General features: G+C 35.9%; 16 protein-coding genes. 11 read left to right on the top strand and 5 right to left on the bottom strand.

Annotated elements, in window-relative coordinates:
* Positions 1–7: 7 nt before the first annotated feature.
* From NHF50_RS11410 to NHF50_RS11400, 3 genes are all read right to left on the bottom strand, one after another.
* Positions 8–958 carry a YARHG domain-containing protein gene (locus NHF50_RS11410; RefSeq protein WP_252776534.1) on the bottom strand — a complete coding sequence of 317 codons (951 nt, stop codon included), beginning with the start codon at positions 956–958 and terminating at the stop codon, positions 8–10.
* A gap of 80 nt (positions 959–1,038) precedes the next feature.
* Positions 1,039–2,364 (bottom strand): dihydrolipoamide acetyltransferase family protein, encoded by a 1,326-nt coding sequence (locus NHF50_RS11405; protein ID WP_109569781.1) that lies wholly within the window; start codon positions 2,362–2,364, stop codon positions 1,039–1,041.
* 84 nt (positions 2,365–2,448) lie between these two features.
* Positions 2,449–3,603: a glycosyltransferase family 2 protein gene (locus NHF50_RS11400; RefSeq protein ID WP_252776531.1), complete on the bottom strand. Its 1,155-nt coding sequence runs from the start codon at positions 3,601–3,603 to the stop codon at positions 2,449–2,451.
* A 45-nt stretch (positions 3,604–3,648) separates the two neighbouring features.
* Between NHF50_RS11400 and NHF50_RS11395 the strand changes: the two genes are divergently transcribed.
* Positions 3,649–5,499 carry a CocE/NonD family hydrolase gene (locus NHF50_RS11395; RefSeq protein ID WP_252776529.1) on the top strand — a complete coding sequence of 617 codons (1,851 nt, stop codon included), beginning with the start codon at positions 3,649–3,651 and terminating at the stop codon, positions 5,497–5,499.
* Between the two features lie 48 nt (positions 5,500–5,547).
* On the opposite strand, the gene NHF50_RS11390 is transcribed toward NHF50_RS11395, so the two are convergent.
* Complete coding sequence (locus tag NHF50_RS11390; protein WP_109569779.1) at positions 5,548–5,883, bottom strand: DUF6150 family protein; 336 nt, start codon at positions 5,881–5,883, stop codon at positions 5,548–5,550.
* Between the two features lie 126 nt (positions 5,884–6,009).
* On the opposite strand from NHF50_RS11390, the gene NHF50_RS11385 reads away from it, so the two are divergent.
* From NHF50_RS11385 to secA, 7 genes are all read left to right on the top strand, one after another.
* Positions 6,010–7,875 (top strand): ABC-F family ATP-binding cassette domain-containing protein, encoded by a 1,866-nt coding sequence (locus tag NHF50_RS11385; RefSeq protein ID WP_252776527.1) that lies wholly within the window; start codon positions 6,010–6,012, stop codon positions 7,873–7,875.
* A 65-nt stretch (positions 7,876–7,940) separates the two neighbouring features.
* The gene (locus tag NHF50_RS11380) at positions 7,941–8,723 is read left to right on the top strand and encodes an O-methyltransferase (protein ID WP_252776526.1); all 783 of its coding nucleotides are present in this window, start codon (positions 7,941–7,943) and stop codon (positions 8,721–8,723) included.
* 48 nt (positions 8,724–8,771) lie between these two features.
* Positions 8,772–9,401 carry a carbonic anhydrase gene (locus tag NHF50_RS11375; protein ID WP_109569776.1) on the top strand — a complete coding sequence of 210 codons (630 nt, stop codon included), beginning with the start codon at positions 8,772–8,774 and terminating at the stop codon, positions 9,399–9,401.
* Positions 9,402–9,503: 102 nt separating this feature from the next.
* Positions 9,504–10,193, top strand: coding sequence for an ABC transporter ATP-binding protein (locus tag NHF50_RS11370; RefSeq protein WP_109569775.1), 690 nt, complete (start codon positions 9,504–9,506; stop codon positions 10,191–10,193).
* 139 nt (positions 10,194–10,332) lie between these two features.
* Positions 10,333–10,902 carry a cob(I)yrinic acid a,c-diamide adenosyltransferase gene (locus NHF50_RS11365; protein WP_252776524.1) on the top strand — a complete coding sequence of 190 codons (570 nt, stop codon included), beginning with the start codon at positions 10,333–10,335 and terminating at the stop codon, positions 10,900–10,902.
* 154 nt (positions 10,903–11,056) lie between these two features.
* A complete protein-coding gene (locus NHF50_RS11360) occupies positions 11,057–11,278 on the top strand; it encodes a DUF2795 domain-containing protein (RefSeq protein ID WP_002986941.1) in 222 nt (73 codons plus the stop codon).
* An 89-nt stretch (positions 11,279–11,367) separates the two neighbouring features.
* On the top strand, positions 11,368–14,727 hold the full coding sequence (gene secA / locus NHF50_RS11355) for a preprotein translocase subunit SecA (protein WP_109569773.1): 3,360 nt from the start codon (positions 11,368–11,370) through the stop codon (positions 14,725–14,727).
* Positions 14,728–14,804: 77 nt separating this feature from the next.
* On the opposite strand, the gene NHF50_RS11350 is transcribed toward secA, so the two are convergent.
* A complete protein-coding gene (locus tag NHF50_RS11350; RefSeq protein WP_252776522.1) occupies positions 14,805–15,431 on the bottom strand; it encodes a helix-turn-helix domain-containing protein in 627 nt (208 codons plus the stop codon).
* 119 nt (positions 15,432–15,550) lie between these two features.
* On the opposite strand from NHF50_RS11350, the gene NHF50_RS11345 reads away from it, so the two are divergent.
* The 3 genes from NHF50_RS11345 to NHF50_RS11335 are packed head-to-tail and all read left to right on the top strand — an operon-like array spanning position 15,551 to position 17,334.
* Positions 15,551–15,952, top strand: a complete 402-nt coding sequence (locus NHF50_RS11345) for a molecular chaperone Tir (RefSeq protein WP_109569771.1) — start codon at positions 15,551–15,553, stop codon at positions 15,950–15,952.
* Between the two features lie 21 nt (positions 15,953–15,973).
* On the top strand, positions 15,974–16,675 hold the full coding sequence (locus NHF50_RS11340; RefSeq protein ID WP_109569770.1) for a PspA/IM30 family protein: 702 nt from the start codon (positions 15,974–15,976) through the stop codon (positions 16,673–16,675).
* Positions 16,676–16,677: 2 nt separating this feature from the next.
* Positions 16,678–17,334 carry a hypothetical protein gene (locus NHF50_RS11335; protein ID WP_252776520.1) on the top strand — a complete coding sequence of 219 codons (657 nt, stop codon included), beginning with the start codon at positions 16,678–16,680 and terminating at the stop codon, positions 17,332–17,334.
* The last annotated feature ends 8 nt before the right edge of the window (positions 17,335–17,342 follow it).

The following is a 17,342-nucleotide window of genomic DNA, read 5'->3' as shown; positions in this document are numbered from 1 at the left end:
CGCATTATTACCTTCCGAAAGAATCATAATATTCTTCTGCATTTTTTTCATATCTGAGTAACAGCTCGATATTTTGGGTTTCAATAGCGGTCAGTTCTTTTTTAACATCACTGAAAACCGGCATGTACCATTCAAAACCTTCAAAATACATTCTAAGTTGTTTACTTCTAAATGCAAAACCATGCTTAGCAAATATGGAGTTTCTCAAAATAAAGATATCCGCCTTTGTCAGATTTGAAACAAATTCTTTTGTCAACAATTCGGTAGAAGGATTCGCTTCATAAATTTTTTGAGTGGTTGCAAAATATTCTTGATCCATATAAACCACTTCCTCTCCATTTACGGTATCTGTGAAAGACTCGTAATCTCTAAATTTATCTGTATCATAAAAGCTATATTCAAGTTCGTTCTCCGGATTGTACTTGAACAATCTTTTCTTCAAATCAAAAATTCTGGAACCGATCTTTACACTATCCGGATTAAATGCTGTCCAAAATCCTTTCATTACCGAATCTCTTTTTTGCAATTGAATTGAAAATTTACCATCCGTTCGCGTTCTCCTAAATTCTTCTACCTGCATATCGAAAGCGCCTTCATGTTCCCTCAAAACACCTTTAAACGGACTAACATTTCCGGCTGTTACAGAGTGTCCGAAAACCGAATCGTTTTTTATTTCATCAATTGAAAAAGTAATTTTTCTTGTTATAAGATTGCTATATTTATCATTCCCGTAAATAGTATCTTTTTGAGCATCATACAAATTTGCTTTAAAATCCCCGACCCAGTAACCTAAAAAATCATCTTTTGACTTAATTGACAAATTGTCATTTATCAGTGGCTTTTCAAAGGATACTTCTTCTTTTTTTTGCTCAACCAATGGCTTTTCTTCCTTCTTTACTACTTCCTTACACGAGACCAAAATCGTTAAAACAAATAATACGATTACATTAACTTTCATCTTTCTGATTTTTTTCAAAAATAACAAAAACCCGATGGTAAAAAAACCACCGGGTCTATATAGAATCATTTTATATTTTTTTAAACCTCTCTATTCAAGTCCCAGGCTTCCAACAATTCCGCAACGCGTTTTACGAAACTTCCGCCTAAGGCTCCGTCTACTACTCTGTGATCATAAGAGTGAGACAAGAACATTTTTTGACGGATCCCGATAAAATCTCCGTCCGGAGTTTCAATAACAGCCGGTACTTTGCGAATTGCTCCTAAAGCCAGAATACCTACTTGCGGCTGGTTAATGATCGGTGTACCGAAAACCGAACCGAAAGTTCCCACATTCGTAACTGTATAGGTTCCGCCTTGCGTATCATCCGGTTTTAATTTACCGGTTCTTGCTCTATTTGCCAGATCATTCACCTGTTTAGCCATGCCTACTAAATTTAATTGGTCGGCATTTTTAATCACCGGAACAATCAAGTTTCCATTCGGTAAGGCGGCAGCCATTCCTAAATTGATGTTTTTCTTTTTAATGATGTAATCGCCATTTACCTGAATATTCATCATCGGGAATTCGCGCAAAGCTTTTGCAACCACTTCCATAAAAATAGGTGTGAAAGTCAATTTCTCGCCTTCTCTCTTTTCAAAAGCATTTTTTACTTTATCTCTCCACTTTACAATATTGGTAACATCTACCTCAATAAATGATTGTACGTGAGCCGAAGTTTGTTTGGACTCCACCATATATTTAGAGATCAACTTACGCATTCTGTCCATCTCAATGATCTCGTCTTCTCCGTTAACCGATACCGGGGCTACTTTCGGAGCTTCTTGCTTCTCGACTCCGCCCGAAGTGACAGCATTAGCTTCCATTTTTACAGGTTGTACCACTGTAACCGGTTGATTTCCTCTATTCTTAATATAACTTAAAATATCATCTTTCGTAACACGTCCGTCTTTCCCGGTTCCGTTTATAGCTTCTAATTCAGCTACAGAAACACCTTCTTCTTTTGCTATATTTTTCACTAAAGGCGAAAAGAATTTCTCTGAATTTGAAAAATCTGCCGGTGCTACTGTTTCTTTAGCTATTTCAACTGTTTTTACTACCTCGGCAACAGCAGGTTTTTCTACTTCACCAGAAGCAACAACCGGAGTAGCTCCTGCAACATCACCTTCTGTTTCAATAATCGCTACCGTTTGTCCGACCTGAACCACATCATCTACATTAAATAATATTTCAACCAATGTTCCGGCAACTTCAGAAGGCACCTCACTATCTACTTTATCAGTAGCAATCTCAAGCACAGCTTCATCCTGTTCAATGGTATCACCAACCTTCTTTAACCAGTTAGTCACAGTTGCTTCTGCAACACTTTCTCCCATCTTGGGTAATTTCAATTCAAACTTTGCCATATTTTTAACTAAAGTTGTGTTTATTTGATTCAGATTACAAAAATAATAATTTTTAGATGCTTTTATAAAGAATACAATAAATTTTTACAACAAAATAACTTCTCCTCTATCATTGGAATTATTACTTCCTATTAAATAGTCATGATTTATTGATAAAAACTTAAATGTACAGTCCTTATTTCTCTTTTCCTCCATTAATCGGATCGCTTTTTTAAAGGAAATTGATTTCAGATCTATAATCAATTCAGCTCTTGAATGAGCCGGAGAATCACTTCCCTCTTTATGAATTTCTGTTTTTAACTTTGCATTTATTTTTCTTAAAACCGTTTCATTTTCAACATCATCAGAAACCAAAACATAATGTTCCGGCTTTTTATCACTTACTGTCTTGGATTGAAATACTTTTAACAATGAAAACGCAAAACTTCCTATTTGCATCATACTATCAAAAAACCACGATTTCTTAAAGTGTTTTTTATAAAAAAACTGCATGGCTTCACGAAAGCGTTTCATATACAACCCATCTCTTACCGTACTTTCTCCTTTATAATGTATAACAGTTGTTCCAGCAAAATAATAATTCTGCCTCCCTGCTTTTTTTACCAGATAGCTCAGATCAATATCATCGGAATACATAAAACAATTTTCATCAAATCCGCCTACTTGCAAATACAATTCTCGCTGCATCAACATAAAAGCACCTACTAAAACGTCTACTTCTCCAGATTGGTTTTCATTCAAATGCATCGCATAATATTGATTAAACCAACTTGATTTCGGAAACAGTTTATAGAACCCGAAAATTTTAGTAAAAGCTACCCAAGGTGTCGGCACGCCACGCTTGCTTTCCGGAAGAAATTTTCCGGAACCGTCAATTAGTTTACAACCCGTTATGCCTAAATGAGACTGCTCGACTCCGCTTGAAGTGACAAAAGTAAGTAATTTAGAAAATGTATCTTCTACAACAACAGTGTCGGGATTTAAAATGCAAATATAGTCGCCTTTGGCTCGGGCTACACCGATATTATTGCCTTTAGGAAACCCAAGATTTTCTTTATTCTCTATCAGAATGACATCTGGAAATTGCTCCTTAATCATTTGGCAACTGTTATCAGAAGAAGCATTATCAACCACTATGATTTCACCATCAATGTCTTGAAGTGCTTTTTGAACACTGCCAACACATTGCTCTAAGAAATAACGGACGTTATAATTAAGAATTACCACCGATAGTTGCATGACGCGAAAATAAGTAATAAATTCGAAGAAAAATATCAAAACCAAATGAAATCATTTCTAACTATAGTATCTTTTTGTCTTTCACTATTGGTTTGGTCACAAAACAATATCGAACAAAATTACGACAAAAAGGAGGTCTACATTACTATGCGCGACGGCGTAAAACTTTTCACAAGTATTTATATTCCTAAGGATATTTCAAAAGAAAACAAATATCCGTTCTTAATGCAACGTACGTGTTATAGCGTAGGTCCTTATGGAGAAGATCAATACCGAAGAACTCTCGGGCCAAGTCATTTTTTATCTGACGACAAATACATTTTTGTTTACCAAGATGTAAGAGGCCGCTATATGAGTGAAGGAACTTGGACCAATATGACACCGCAAGTAGACCACAAAACCAAACAAAATATCGACGAAAGTACTGATACGTACGACACCATAGACTGGTTAATCAAAAACATCCGGTACAATAACGGAAAGGTAGGTCAATTCGGAACTTCTTACCCCGGTTTTTATACGGCTGTCGGAACTTTATCCCAGCATCCGGCTTTAGTTGCTTCCTCTCCTCAGGCTCCGATTTCTGATTTCTTTTTTGATGATTTTCACCACAACGGTGCTTTTGTAATGGGCTATTTTAAGACCTTTCCTGTTTTTGGTGTTCAAAAAGACAAACCTACACAAGAACATTGGTTTGGCAAAGACATGATTAAAAGAACATCTGATGACGGTTCCGTTTTCTACCGTGAATTAGGCACCTTAAAAGAAGGTGCAGACACTTATTACAAAGACAATTTCTTTATGCAGGAAATCATGGAGCATCCGAATTATGATGCTTTTTGGCAAAAAAGAAACTTATTGCCTCATTTGAAAGACATCAAACATGCTGTAATGACTGTAGGCGGTTGGTTTGATGCCGAAGATCTGGCCGGACCGTTAAACATCTACAAAACCATTGAAAAAACGAGTCCGAAAGCACATAATACAATTGTTATGGGTCCTTTTTCGCATGGCGGATGGGGACGTGAAAACGGAAAAACATTCCACAATGACATTTATTTTGGTGACAGTATTGCTACGTTTTACCAAAAAAACATCGAATACAAGTTTTTTACACACTACCTAAAAGGAAACAAAAAAGATAAATTAGAATTACCGGAAGCCTATATGTTTGACACCGGTAAAAAAGAATGGAAAGAATTTACAGCCTGGCCTCCTGAAAAAGCAGAGAAAATAAATTTCTATTTAGCTGAAAATGCTTCTTTAAGCAAAGCTAAACCATCAAATGCAGCTTCAACCGAATATTATAGTGATCCTAATAATCCGGTACCAAGTTCTGTAAACTACAAAGATTTCAACGGTTTTACCCCGCGTAATTACATGAGTGAAGACCAACGATTTGCTTTAAGCCGTCCGGATGTAGTGACTTTCACTACCGATTATTTAACGGAAGACATCACTTTTGCCGGAGAAATTTTAGCCAAATTAAACATTGCTTCTACGAGCACCGATGCTGATTTTGTAGTGAAATTAATTGATGTTTATCCGCTTGACGAACCGGAGAATGCTGATAAACCGAACGTACTCTATGCCAATTACCACCAAATGGTGAGAAGTGAGATCATGCCGGCGCGTTTTAGAAACAGCTATGAAAAACCGGAAGCTTTAACACCTAACCAAGCTACTAAAGTAACTTTCCGACTTCAGGATGTGTTACACACCTTCAAAAAAGGACATAAAATCCAAATTCAAGTGCAAAGTACATGGTATCCTTTAATGGAAATCAATTCGCAGAAATTCTTAGAAAATCCACATTTGGCTTCCAAAGAAGATTACACTAAAGCTTTTATCAAAGTCTTTAACGATAGTTCAATAGAAGTTGAAGTTTTAAAATAAATGGAATCAGCCTTCGGGCTGATTTTTTATTTCTAAACACTATTGTTTCTAATATAGAAGATGTTTTTTAGCATTGTCTTTCCATTCTGCCTGATTCGGATATTCTACAAAATAAATCTTCAAATCCGCCTGATTGGCATAATCCACAAAGTAGATCTTTTTATCTGCTTGATTAGCATAATCCGTAAAGAACCATCTACCATCGTTTTTCCCTGCCTGATTGGAATATTTTACTTTGTAAACCAATAAATCGGCCTGATTCGGGTAATCGACCACAAATACTTTTATATCTGCCTGATTGGCATATTGAACAGAAAACACCTTTTGTGCTTTAGCCACAAAAGAAAAGGCTACAAAAAGCATTATTAATACAAATCGAAACATAACTTACTATATTTCTCACTAAAGTACATAATCTAAAATTAATAAGCTTAAAAATTCAAAACCAAAACCTTATTTTTGCACCAATCAATTTTCAAATTGACTCATTTTCAAATTATCAAATCAATAATGAACTTCCTTTCAGTCGAAAATATCTCAAAAGCTTACGGCGAACGCGTTTTGTTTGAAAACATTTCGTTTGGTATCAACAAAGACCAAAAAATCGCTTTTATTGCTAAAAACGGTTCCGGAAAAACAACTATTATGAACATGTTAGCCGGTTTGGACGAACCCGATAGCGGTCAGGTTATTGTTCGTAAAGACATTAAAATGGCTTTTTTATCGCAAAATGACAATTTACAGCCTGAATTGACTATTGAAGAGAGCATTTTCGCCAGTGATAACGACACGCTGAAAGTGATAGAACAATACGAAAAAGCATTGGAAAATCCGGATGATGCCGAAGCGTATCAAAAAGCGTTTGACAACATGGATCGTCATAATGCCTGGGATTTTGAAACGCAATACAAGCAAATTTTGTTCGAATTAAAATTGGACGATTTAAAACTGAAAGTTAAAAACCTTTCGGGTGGACAAAAAAAGCGCTTGTCATTAGCCATTATCCTAATCAACAAACCTGATTTTCTAATCTTGGATGAGCCAACCAACCATTTGGATTTAGAAATGATTGAATGGTTAGAAGATTATTTCGCCAAAGAAAATTTAACGTTATTCATCGTAACCCACGACCGTTTCTTTTTAGAGCGTGTTTGTAACGAAATCTTAGAACTTGAGAACGGAAAGTTATACCAATACAAAGGCAATTATTCGTATTATCTAGAAAAAAAAGAAGAACGAATAGCTTCTGAAAATGCAAGTGTTGACAAAGCCAAGAACTTATTTGTCAAAGAATTAGAATGGATGCGTCGCCAACCGAAAGCACGTACCACCAAATCAAAATCGCGTCAAGATGATTTTTACGTGATTAAAGAGAAAGCTATGAGTCGCCGTAAGGAAAATGTGGTGGAACTGGAAATTAACATGGAACGCATGGGAAGCAAAATTATTGAATTGGCAAAAATCAATAAAAGTTTCCAAGACAGAGTGATTTTAAAAGATTTCAATTACTCGTTTCAACGTGGCGAACGCGTGGGTATCATTGGTAAAAACGGAACCGGAAAATCTACTTTTTTAAATATTATCACAGGAAGCATTCAACCTGATTCTGGAAAAGTAATCGTTGGTGACACCATGAAAATCGGGTATTATACGCAAAGTGGAATCAATCCAAAACCACAGCAAAAAGTAATCGACATCATTAAAGAATATGGCGAATATATTCCGTTAACCAAAGGAAAAATCATTTCAGCTTCGCAATTATTGGAACGTTTTTTATTTGATGTCAAAAAACAATACGATTACGTCGAAAAACTAAGCGGCGGCGAATTGAAACGTTTGTATTTGTGTACCGTTTTGATTCAAAATCCGAATTTCTTGATTCTCGATGAGCCAACCAATGATTTGGATATCGTAACCTTAAATGTATTGGAAAACTTCTTACTGGATTATCCCGGATGTTTATTAGTAGTGAGTCACGACCGTTATTTTATGGACAAAATCGTGGATCACTTATTTGTGTTCCGCGGACAAGGTGAAATTGAAGATTTTCCAGGAAATTATTCCGACTTCAGAACCTATGAAGATTCGGCTGAACCTGTTAAAGAGGAAAAAGTTGAATCGGCTAATGCTAAATCTTGGAAAGAAAAACAAGTAAAAGCGGGCTTAACTTTTAATGAACAAAAAGAGTTTCAAAAAATTGAACGCGAAATCAAAGATTTGGAATTCAAGAAAAAAGAAATTGAAGCCGAATTTGCTGAAGGAAAAGTAGCCGACGACAAAATTGAAGCAAAAGCTAACGAATTACAAAAAATCATTCAGTCTTTAGAAGAAAAAGAAGAACGTTGGTTTGAATTGAGTGCAAAAATGGAGGAATAATTGGTCATTCTGAATCAAGTCGGAGAATCTGATCATTAGATCCGAAATAACATAGCGTTTAAAAAATGTTACATATATTAAAAGCATACATAAAATTCTTATTAGATTCCAAAAACGAACATGGCGTACATTCGCCATTTGTATTTAATTTGGTAACCAAATGTTTTTACGATAAGACAAACTACCCGGAATACCAAACGTTAAAACAGTATCGAAAAGCTCTTTTGGCGAATACTAACACGATCGAAGTTACGGATTTCGGTGCGGGTTCCCGTGTTTTTAAATCGAATACTCGAGAAATTGCTAAAATTGCCAAAACAGCCGGAATTTCACCTAAAAGAGCAGCCTTCCTATTCCGTATCGTTCGTTATTTCCAGCCCGAACAAATTTTAGAAATCGGAACTTCTTTAGGATTAGCCACTTCTGCTCTAGCTTTGGGAAACAAAAAATCATACATTAAAAGTCTTGAAGGATGTCCAAATACATTGGCTGTTACTGAAAATCAGTTTAACACCTTCTTTCCAGAATTAAATTTTGAATTTTTAAACACTGAATTCTCAAGTTATTTTAATTCTTCTGACTTTCGACTTCCGGCTTTCGACTTAATCTATTTCGATGGTAATCATTCTAAAAAGGCAACATTAGACTATTTCAATTGTCTTTTGCCAACTATAACCAATGATAGTGTCTGGATTTTTGACGACATCCATTGGTCGCCCGATATGGAAGAAGCCTGGCAAATCATTAAAAATCACTCACAAGTAACCGTGACGATCGATACTTTTCAGTGGGGATTCGTTTTCTTTAGAAAAGAGCAGGAAAAAGAGCACTTCACAATTCGAGCATAGACTTTTAAGTTTTTCGTACCTTTACGCAAAATTTAAAATTCAACCGTCATGAATATTGAAGAAATTTTTGAAAACAACAAAAATTGGGTAACAGAAAAACTTTCAATCGACCCTCATTTTTTCGACAAATTATCAGAAGGACAATCACCTGAATTCTTATACATAGGTTGTTCTGACAGTCGCGCCACTGCCGAAGAAATCATGGGAATGGCTCCGGGACAGGTTTTTGTCCATCGTAACATTGCAAATATGGTCCCGAATTCGGATTTAAGTTCAATGTCGGTTATTAATTACGCCGTAAACCACTTAAAAGTAAACCACATTGTAGTTTGTGGTCACTATGGTTGTGGCGGGGTAAAATCAGCCATGCAACAATCTGATCTAGGAATTTTAAATCCTTGGCTACGAAACATTCGAGATGTGTATCGTTTGCATAAAAAAGAATTAAATGCCATTACTGACGAAGAAACTAAGTACAGACGTTTAGTTGAATTAAATGTGCAGGAACAATGCATTAACGTCATTAAAACAGCTGAAGTTCAAAAAGCAAACAGAGACCGTGATTTAAAAGTTTACGGCTGGATCTTTGATCTTCATACCGGTAAATTGATCGACTTAAATATTGATTTCGACACCATACTTCACGATATTACCGAGATCTACAAAATCGAAAGTTAAACTTACTTCAAAATATTTTAACAAGGCATCGTAACAAAATGCCTTTTTTTTCTACTTATTAGGAAAACTTAAGAGTTCTAATTTCTAAATTCTAAATTAGATATGTCAAAACCTATTATAGACATTAAAGGCATTACACGAGACTTTCCTTTAGGAGACGAAACTATTCATGTACTTAAAGGAATCGATTTAACCATTAATAAAGGAGAATACGTTGCCTTAATGGGACCTTCCGGTTCAGGAAAATCAACTTTAATGAATATTTTAGGCTGTTTAGACACTCCCACAGGCGGTTCTTACATTTTAAACAGCAAATTAGTCAGCGAAATGCACGATGATGAATTGGCTGAAATCCGTAACAAAGAAATCGGTTTTGTATTTCAAACTTTCAACCTTATGCCACGTACCACTGCTTTGGATAATGTAGCTTTACCAATGGTCTATGCCGGAAAATCTAAAGAAGAAAGAAATGTACGTGCTACAGAAGTTCTGACTCAGGTTGGCTTAGAAGATCGTATGGATCATAAGCCTAATCAATTGTCCGGTGGTCAACGCCAACGTGTTGCTGTAGCTCGTGCCTTGGTCAATCACCCTGCTATCATTTTAGCCGATGAACCTACCGGAAACTTAGACAGTAAGACTTCTGTAGAGATCATGGCTCTTTTTGATGATATCCACTCTAAAGGAAACACCGTTATTCTGGTAACACACGAAGAAGACATTGCCGAACACGCACACCGCATTATCCGTTTACGAGATGGTATTATTGAAAGCGATACTAAAAACAAATAACTTAATTACAGAAAACTTTAGTATTTCTGTTGTTTATTATACCGAATGTCATTACGACACCTCTACTGATAATCGTTATACTTTTTGTTATCTTTGAAAAAATTCTGGCTTTTCAGAGTCTAAAATTCAAAAAAACAAAATGAAAGTATATACTAAAACCGGGGATAAAGGGACGACAGCCTTATTTGGCGGAACCCGAGTTCCCAAACACCACATCCGCATAGAAAGTTACGGGACAGTAGACGAACTCAATTCTCACATTGGTTTGATCCGTGACCAGGACATGAACCCTTTCTACAAAACAGCTTTGATAGAAATTCAGGATCGACTTTTTACTGTAGGAGCTATTTTAGCAACACCTCCGGAAAAAGAAATCTTAAAGAATGGTCAGCAACGCTTAAATATCAATAGAATTTCTAAAGAAGATATTGCTTTCTTAGAACAGGAAATCGATAAAATGGATACTGAACTCCCTCCTATGACACATTTCGTTTTGCCAGGCGGACATACAACTGTGTCATATTGTCATATAGCACGTTGTGTTTGCCGCAGAGCCGAGCGTTTAGCAGTACATTTACACGAAATTGAGCCTATTGACGAACTGGTTCTAACCTACCTTAACCGACTTTCTGACTACTTATTTGTGTTGGCACGAAAGTTGTCACACGATTTGAACGCTGAAGAAGTAAAATGGATTCCGAGAAAGTGATTTTGCTGTAAAAGCTACTATTATTTCACATTCGGGAAAGCAGTTCGATCAGTAGGCAAGACAAACGTTCTTATAAATCATTAAAAAAAATCAAAAAATACTTGACTTTTTAAGTTAAAAAATTATTTTTGCATTAAATTAAATCGATAGAAAGATGTATTGGACATTAGAATTAGCATCTTATTTAAGTGATGCGCCTTGGCCTGCAACCAAAGACGAACTTATCGACTATGCAATCAGAACAGGAGCTCCTCTTGAAGTTGTAGAAAACTTGCAATCTATTGAAGATGAAGGAGAGATCTACGAATCCATGGAGGAAATTTGGCCTGACTATCCGACTGACGAAGACTATCTTTGGAACGAGGATGAGTATTAATTAAAAGATAAACGCAACAACTTAAAAGTCTCTTAAAGAGGCTTTTTTTTGTAAATTTGCACACCAAAATAAAAGAAAAATAAGTAGTTATGAGTATCATAAATTCCATATTGAAAGCTTTTGTGGGAGATAAATCCCAAAAAGATATAAAAGCTATTCAACCTATTATTACTAAAATAAAGTCTTTTGAAGGCGCTTTACAAGCCTTGAGTCATGACGAACTAAGAGCTAAAACCGTTGAGTTTAAAGAAAAGATCAAAGCAGCCCGAGCTGAAAAAGATGAAAAAATCGCTTCTTTAAAACAACAAGCCGAACAAACAGACGATATTGATGCTCGTGAAGATTTCTATACTGAAATTGACCAGTTAGAAAAAGAAGCTTATGAAATTTCTGAAAAAGTTTTAAATGATATTTTACCGGAAGCATTTGCTGTTGTAAAAGAAACAGCTCGACGTTTCAAAGAAAATACAAACATCACCGTTACAGCCACTGCTAAAGACCGTGAGCTTTCAGCTACCAAATCTTACATTACACTGGATGGTGACAATGCTGTTTGGGCAAATTCATGGGATGCTGCCGGAAAAGCCATCACTTGGGATATGATCCACTACGACGTACAGTTAATCGGTGGTATCGTATTGCATCAAGGTAAAATTGCCGAAATGCAAACCGGTGAAGGTAAAACCTTAGTAGCAACACTTCCTTTATATTTGAATGCCTTAACAGGTAACGGAGTGCATTTGGTAACTGTTAACGACTACTTAGCCAAACGTGATAGCACATGGAAAGCTCCTTTATTTGAATTCCACGGAATGACCGTTGATTGTATTGACAATCACCAACCAAACTCTGAATCCAGAAGAAAAGCTTATGAAGCAGACATCACTTACGGAACTAATAACGAGTTCGGTTTTGATTACCTGCGTGATAATATGGCGCACGCACCTTCAGATTTGGTACAACGCAAACACAATTATGCGATTGTCGATGAGGTAGACTCCGTTTTAATTGATGATGCCCGTACGCCGTTAATTATTTCCGGACCGGTTACCGACGGAGATCGTCACGAATTCATGGAATTAAAACCAAAAGTAGAAAACTTAGTTAACCTTCAACGTAAATTAGCTACAGATTGTTTAACAGAAGCAAAACGCTATTTCAAAGAAGGTAATTCTAAAGAGGCCGGTTTCTATTTATTACGTTCGCACAGAGCCCTGCCTAAGAACAAAGCTTTGATCAAATTCTTATCGGAAGAAGGAGTAAAACAATTACTTCAGAAAACCGAAAATTACTATATGCAAGACAATAACAGAGAAATGCCGAAAATCGATGAGGCACTTTACTTTGTTATTGAAGAAAAAAACAATCAGGTTGAACTAACAGACAACGGAATTAAATTCCTTTCTCAGGACACTGATGCAAACTTCTTCATTCTACCGGATATCGGTACTGAAATCGCTAAAATTGAAAAAGCTAATTTAACAAAAGAAGAAGAAGCTGAACAAAGAGAAGAACTTTACAAAGATTTCTCAGTAAAATCAGAACGTATTCACACATTAACACAATTGCTTAAAGCGTATTCTTTATTTGAAAAAGATACCGAATACGTTATCATGGACAATAAAGTAATGATCGTAGACGAGCAAACCGGACGTATTATGGACGGACGTCGCTATTCTGATGGTTTACACCAAGCTATTGAGGCAAAAGAAAACGTAAAAATTGAAGCTGCTACACAAACTTTTGCAACCGTTACGTTGCAAAATTACTTCCGTATGTACAACAAGCTAGCCGGTATGACCGGTACTGCGGTAACTGAAGCCGGAGAGTTCTGGGAGATCTATAAGTTAGACGTAGTAGAGATTCCTACTAACAGACCTATTGCCCGTAAAGATAAAGAAGATTTAATTTACAGAACTGTACGTGAAAAGTTCAATGCTGTTATTGAAGACGTAGTCCAACTTTCTAAAGCGGGAAGACCGGTATTGATCGGTACAACTTCAGTAGAAATTTCAGAATTACTGAGCCGTATGCTGAAAATGAGAGGAATTCACCACAATGTATTGAATGCTAAAATGCACAAAAGTGAAGCCGAAATTGTAGCTGAAGCCGGTAAACCGGGAGTAGTTACTATCGCAACAAATATGGCTGGACGTGGTACCGATATTAAACTTTCTGACGAAGTAAAAAAAGCAGGCGGTTTAGCTATCGTTGGTACCGAACGTCACGATTCCCGTCGTGTAGACCGTCAGTTAAGAGGTCGTGCCGGTCGTCAAGGTGATGTAGGTAGTTCACAATTCTACGTGTCATTAGAAGACAACCTGATGCGTTTGTTCGGCTCTGAAAAAGTAGCCAAAATAATGGATCGCATGGGCTTAAAAGAAGGTGAAGTTATCCAACATTCCATGATGACCAAATCTATCGAAAGAGCTCAGAAAAAAGTAGAAGAAAACAACTTTGGTGTTCGTAAGCGTTTATTAGAATATGATGACGTAATGAATGCGCAACGTGAAGTAGTTTACAAACGTCGTAAACATGCTTTACACGGAGAACGTTTGAAAGTGGATATCGCTAACATGATGTACGATACTTCAGAATTGATTGTTCAAAACAACAAATTAGCAAACGACTTTAAAAATTATGAGTTCGATTTAATTCGTATCTTCTCAATCAGTGCTCCGATTACAGAAGCAGATTTTTCTAAACTATCTGAAAGAGAGATCGTAAGTAAAACATACAAAGCTGTATTAGCACACTATACCGATAAAAACGAACGAAGTGCACAAGAAGCTTTCCCGATCATTAAAAACGTTTACGAGAACAATGATGGCAGATACGAGCGAATTGTAGTTCCGTTTACTGATGGTATTAAATCGCTTAATATTGTTACCAACTTAGAGAAAGCCTATCAAACAGAAGCAAAATCACTAATTACTGATTTTGAAAAGAACGTAACATTAGCCATTATTGATGAAGCCTGGAAAAAACACCTTCGCAAAATGGACGAATTAAAACAATCGGTTCAATTAGCCGTTCACGAACAAAAAGATCCGCTATTGATCTATAAATTAGAAGCTTTTAACTTGTTCAAGAAAATGGTTGACGATGTAAATAAAGATGTTATTTCATTCTTGTTTAAAGCTGACCTGCCTTCTCAAAATCCAAACAATATTAGTGAGGCTAAAGAAGTAAAACAAAAAGAAAGCTACACTGAAAGCAAAGAAGAAGTTTTAAATACTGATGAAATGGCAGCCCGTAGCCGTCAGGCCGGAAGTCAGACTCAGGAACAACCTCAGGTTACAAAAACCATTGTTCGCGAAACACCTAAAATAAACCGTAACGATGTGGTTACTATTAAACATGTTTTAAGCGGTAAAAGCGAAACTATGAAATTCAAAAAAGCAGAACCTATGTTAGCTACCGGCGAATGGGTTATCGTTAATGAATAAAAAGACTAACATCTTTTCTTTATAAAAAATCCCGATTGGAAAGCAATCGGGATTTTTATTTTTATGCATATAAAATATTATTTCGTGCCTTTCTTTATTTCCTCTAATTCTGACTCAAGCTTTTCAATCCTCTTAACAATCGATTGAAACATTGAAACTTCATTATCTCCCTGAACAGAACCTATTATCTTATAAGCCTCTTTTTCTCCTTTATACGAATCTGTTATCTCTAAACTATTTTTATCAAAAACCAGATAAAGAGCATTATTCTCATTTTTATTCTGTATTTTCTTTGTTAAAAACAGATACGTTCCCGCCGGATAGAAGTGCTGTGAAAGATTTTCAGACACTTTGTAAACGAAATCTACATTTGCTAATATTTTTTGCAAATCAATTTCCACATGTCCTTTCAGATCGTCTAATTCATAGACCTGTTCCGGCTTTTTTTCACTATTCGGAATCAAATGCTCTATTTCCGAAAAGTTCGTAATCTTATTAATAGTTAAAGGTTTTGTTAACAAATCATCTGTCGTCAGGTTCAAAATCTTTGCAATACGAAGCAAACTATCTATTTTAGGCTCTGCCCTGCCCTCTTCATAGGAACTGATAACTCCTCTGTTCAAATCGAGAAGTTCAGCAAAAGCCTGCTGACTTAAACCCTTTATCTGTCTTATTTTTTTTATATTGGTACCAAAATAGGTCATATTACTTTTTTTGAAGTACAAAACAAAGGTAATGAAAATATTTTTATAATATTGCTAATATTTTTTGCAAATTAATTTTTTTTGTCTAAATTTGTTAAGACAACACTAATCTCTATTTAATGCAACGAGAAAAATTGTACACTAAAATTAAAGATTGGTTACTCGAACTCAATATTGAAATTGTGCACGAAAACCCGAATCATCAAACTTTTATTATCAGCAAGGAAGCTGAGGGAATCAAAAACATGATATTGGTTATTGCGCCACAAATATTGATTATTGAACAATTTTTATTTAGTTGTAAAAAAGATCAACCGGAAGTATACAAACAACTTCTGATTAAGAACAGGGATATTGTTCATGGTGCGTTCGTTTTAGATGAAACAGGAGAGCGAGTGATTTTCAGAGACACACTCCAAACCGAAAATTTAGACCAAAACGAATTGGTAGGAACTATTAATTCATTGAGTTTGTTACTTAGTGAATATTCGGCTGAGATGATCAGTTTTAGCAAATTGTAGAACAAATAATATTAGACAACTATGAATATTTTTAAACGACTTTTTAGAATAGGTAAAGCAGAAGCACATGCTGCTATAGACGGTTTGGAAGACCCGATCAAAATGACGGAGCAAGGAATCAGAGAAATGAAAGAACAACTGGACAAAAGTGTTCAGGCTATGGCTCAGGTAAAAGCTTTGGCCATCCGAAGAAAGAACGAACATGCTTCGCTTTTGAATAAATCAGAAGATTATCAAAATAAAGCCATGCTTCTGGTTCAAAAAGGGATCAAGGAAGAGATTGCTACGGAAGAAAGCGACCGTTTGGCAAAAGAAGCTTTAAAAATGAAAGAACAAGCTGTTCAGGATGCTAAATTAGCAGAAGCGGAAAGTCAAAAACTGGAACAGGATGTTGAAAAAATGCAAACGAATATCAACTCGTTAAAATCAACTATTGCAAAATGGGAAGGTGAATTGAAAACATTGCGTGCCAGAGTTCAGGTAAGTCAGGCGACTCAGGACATCAATAAAAAAATGACGCAATTGGATTCAGACAGTACGATAAGTATGTTGGAAAAAATGAAAGACAAAGTACAACAACAGGAAGCGCTAGCCGATGCATACGGAGAAATTGCAAATGCGTCGAAAAGTATAGACGAAGAGATCAATGCGGTAGTAGATACAACAGAAAACAAAGCCGAAGCAGAGCTTCAAAAATTAAAAGAACAATTCAATGCTAACTAAGAATGAGTTTTGAAGAATTAATTGAAATATCGTTTACGCCCGCCAATGCGATACTGAGTATTATTTTAATACTGAGCGTTTTGTATTGGCTGTTTACGATACTTACCGGAATTGGTGACTTTGATCTCGATTTAGATGCGGATCTCGACTTAGACGGTGACCTTGATAATCCGGACGGATTGGTCGAAGTAGATGCTGAGCCTTCATCATTCATTCAATTTCTAAAATTCCTTAATCTGGATATTATTCCTATCACGTTCTTTTTAACATTAGCGTTCTTATTTACCTGGCTTATCAATGTTAACCTAAGCTTTTATTTACCACTGCCGAACTGGTTCTTTTTTATAACCATCATTCCGGCATTTATAGTGAGTTTATTCCTTACAAAATATATTTGTACTCCGCTAAAACCGGTCTTTAAAGAGATCAATCACAAAGGAGAAATAGCGTATGACTATTTAGGAAGAACCGGCACTATGATTACCAAAACAGAAGCCGATAAAATCGGCATGTTGGAACTGATCATTAATAAAGATCCGATCCGATTAATGGTAAAAAGCAAAGACGGTTCATTAATTAAACAAGGCGAAAAAGCAATAATCGTTGACGAAGAACCACAAAAAAAATTCTTCTACATAGAAAGAACATATGAAATTTAATAGAAACT

Origin of the sequence: Flavobacterium sp. NRK F10 (assembly GCF_024054235.1) — a bacterium.
In the GTDB taxonomy this organism is placed as follows: Bacteria; Bacteroidota; Bacteroidia; order Flavobacteriales; family Flavobacteriaceae; genus Flavobacterium; species Flavobacterium sediminis.
The sequence above is the reverse complement of the archived record's forward strand: the minus strand, read 5'-3'. Positions and strand labels throughout refer to the sequence as shown.

Coding starts and splice junctions, on each gene's coding strand:
- NHF50_RS11410 (WP_252776534.1), bottom strand. CDS start 958: ATGAAAGTTAATGTAATCGTATTATTTGTTTTAACGATTTTGGTCTCG.
- NHF50_RS11345 (WP_109569771.1), top strand. CDS start 15,551: ATGCAACGAGAAAAATTGTACACTAAAATTAAAGATTGGTTACTCGAA.
- NHF50_RS11400 (WP_252776531.1), bottom strand. CDS start 3,603: ATGCAACTATCGGTGGTAATTCTTAATTATAACGTCCGTTATTTCTTA.
- NHF50_RS11405 (WP_109569781.1), bottom strand. CDS start 2,364: ATGGCAAAGTTTGAATTGAAATTACCCAAGATGGGAGAAAGTGTTGCA.
- NHF50_RS11340 (WP_109569770.1), top strand. CDS start 15,974: ATGAATATTTTTAAACGACTTTTTAGAATAGGTAAAGCAGAAGCACAT.
- NHF50_RS11370 (WP_109569775.1), top strand. CDS start 9,504: ATGTCAAAACCTATTATAGACATTAAAGGCATTACACGAGACTTTCCT.
- NHF50_RS11335 (WP_252776520.1), top strand. CDS start 16,678: ATGAGTTTTGAAGAATTAATTGAAATATCGTTTACGCCCGCCAATGCG.
- NHF50_RS11350 (WP_252776522.1), bottom strand. CDS start 15,431: ATGACCTATTTTGGTACCAATATAAAAAAAATAAGACAGATAAAGGGT.
- secA (WP_109569773.1), top strand. CDS start 11,368: ATGAGTATCATAAATTCCATATTGAAAGCTTTTGTGGGAGATAAATCC.
- NHF50_RS11365 (WP_252776524.1), top strand. CDS start 10,333: ATGAAAGTATATACTAAAACCGGGGATAAAGGGACGACAGCCTTATTT.
- NHF50_RS11360 (WP_002986941.1), top strand. CDS start 11,057: ATGTATTGGACATTAGAATTAGCATCTTATTTAAGTGATGCGCCTTGG.
- NHF50_RS11385 (WP_252776527.1), top strand. CDS start 6,010: ATGAACTTCCTTTCAGTCGAAAATATCTCAAAAGCTTACGGCGAACGC.
- NHF50_RS11395 (WP_252776529.1), top strand. CDS start 3,649: ATGAAATCATTTCTAACTATAGTATCTTTTTGTCTTTCACTATTGGTT.
- NHF50_RS11380 (WP_252776526.1), top strand. CDS start 7,941: ATGTTACATATATTAAAAGCATACATAAAATTCTTATTAGATTCCAAA.
- NHF50_RS11390 (WP_109569779.1), bottom strand. CDS start 5,883: ATGTTTCGATTTGTATTAATAATGCTTTTTGTAGCCTTTTCTTTTGTG.
- NHF50_RS11375 (WP_109569776.1), top strand. CDS start 8,772: ATGAATATTGAAGAAATTTTTGAAAACAACAAAAATTGGGTAACAGAA.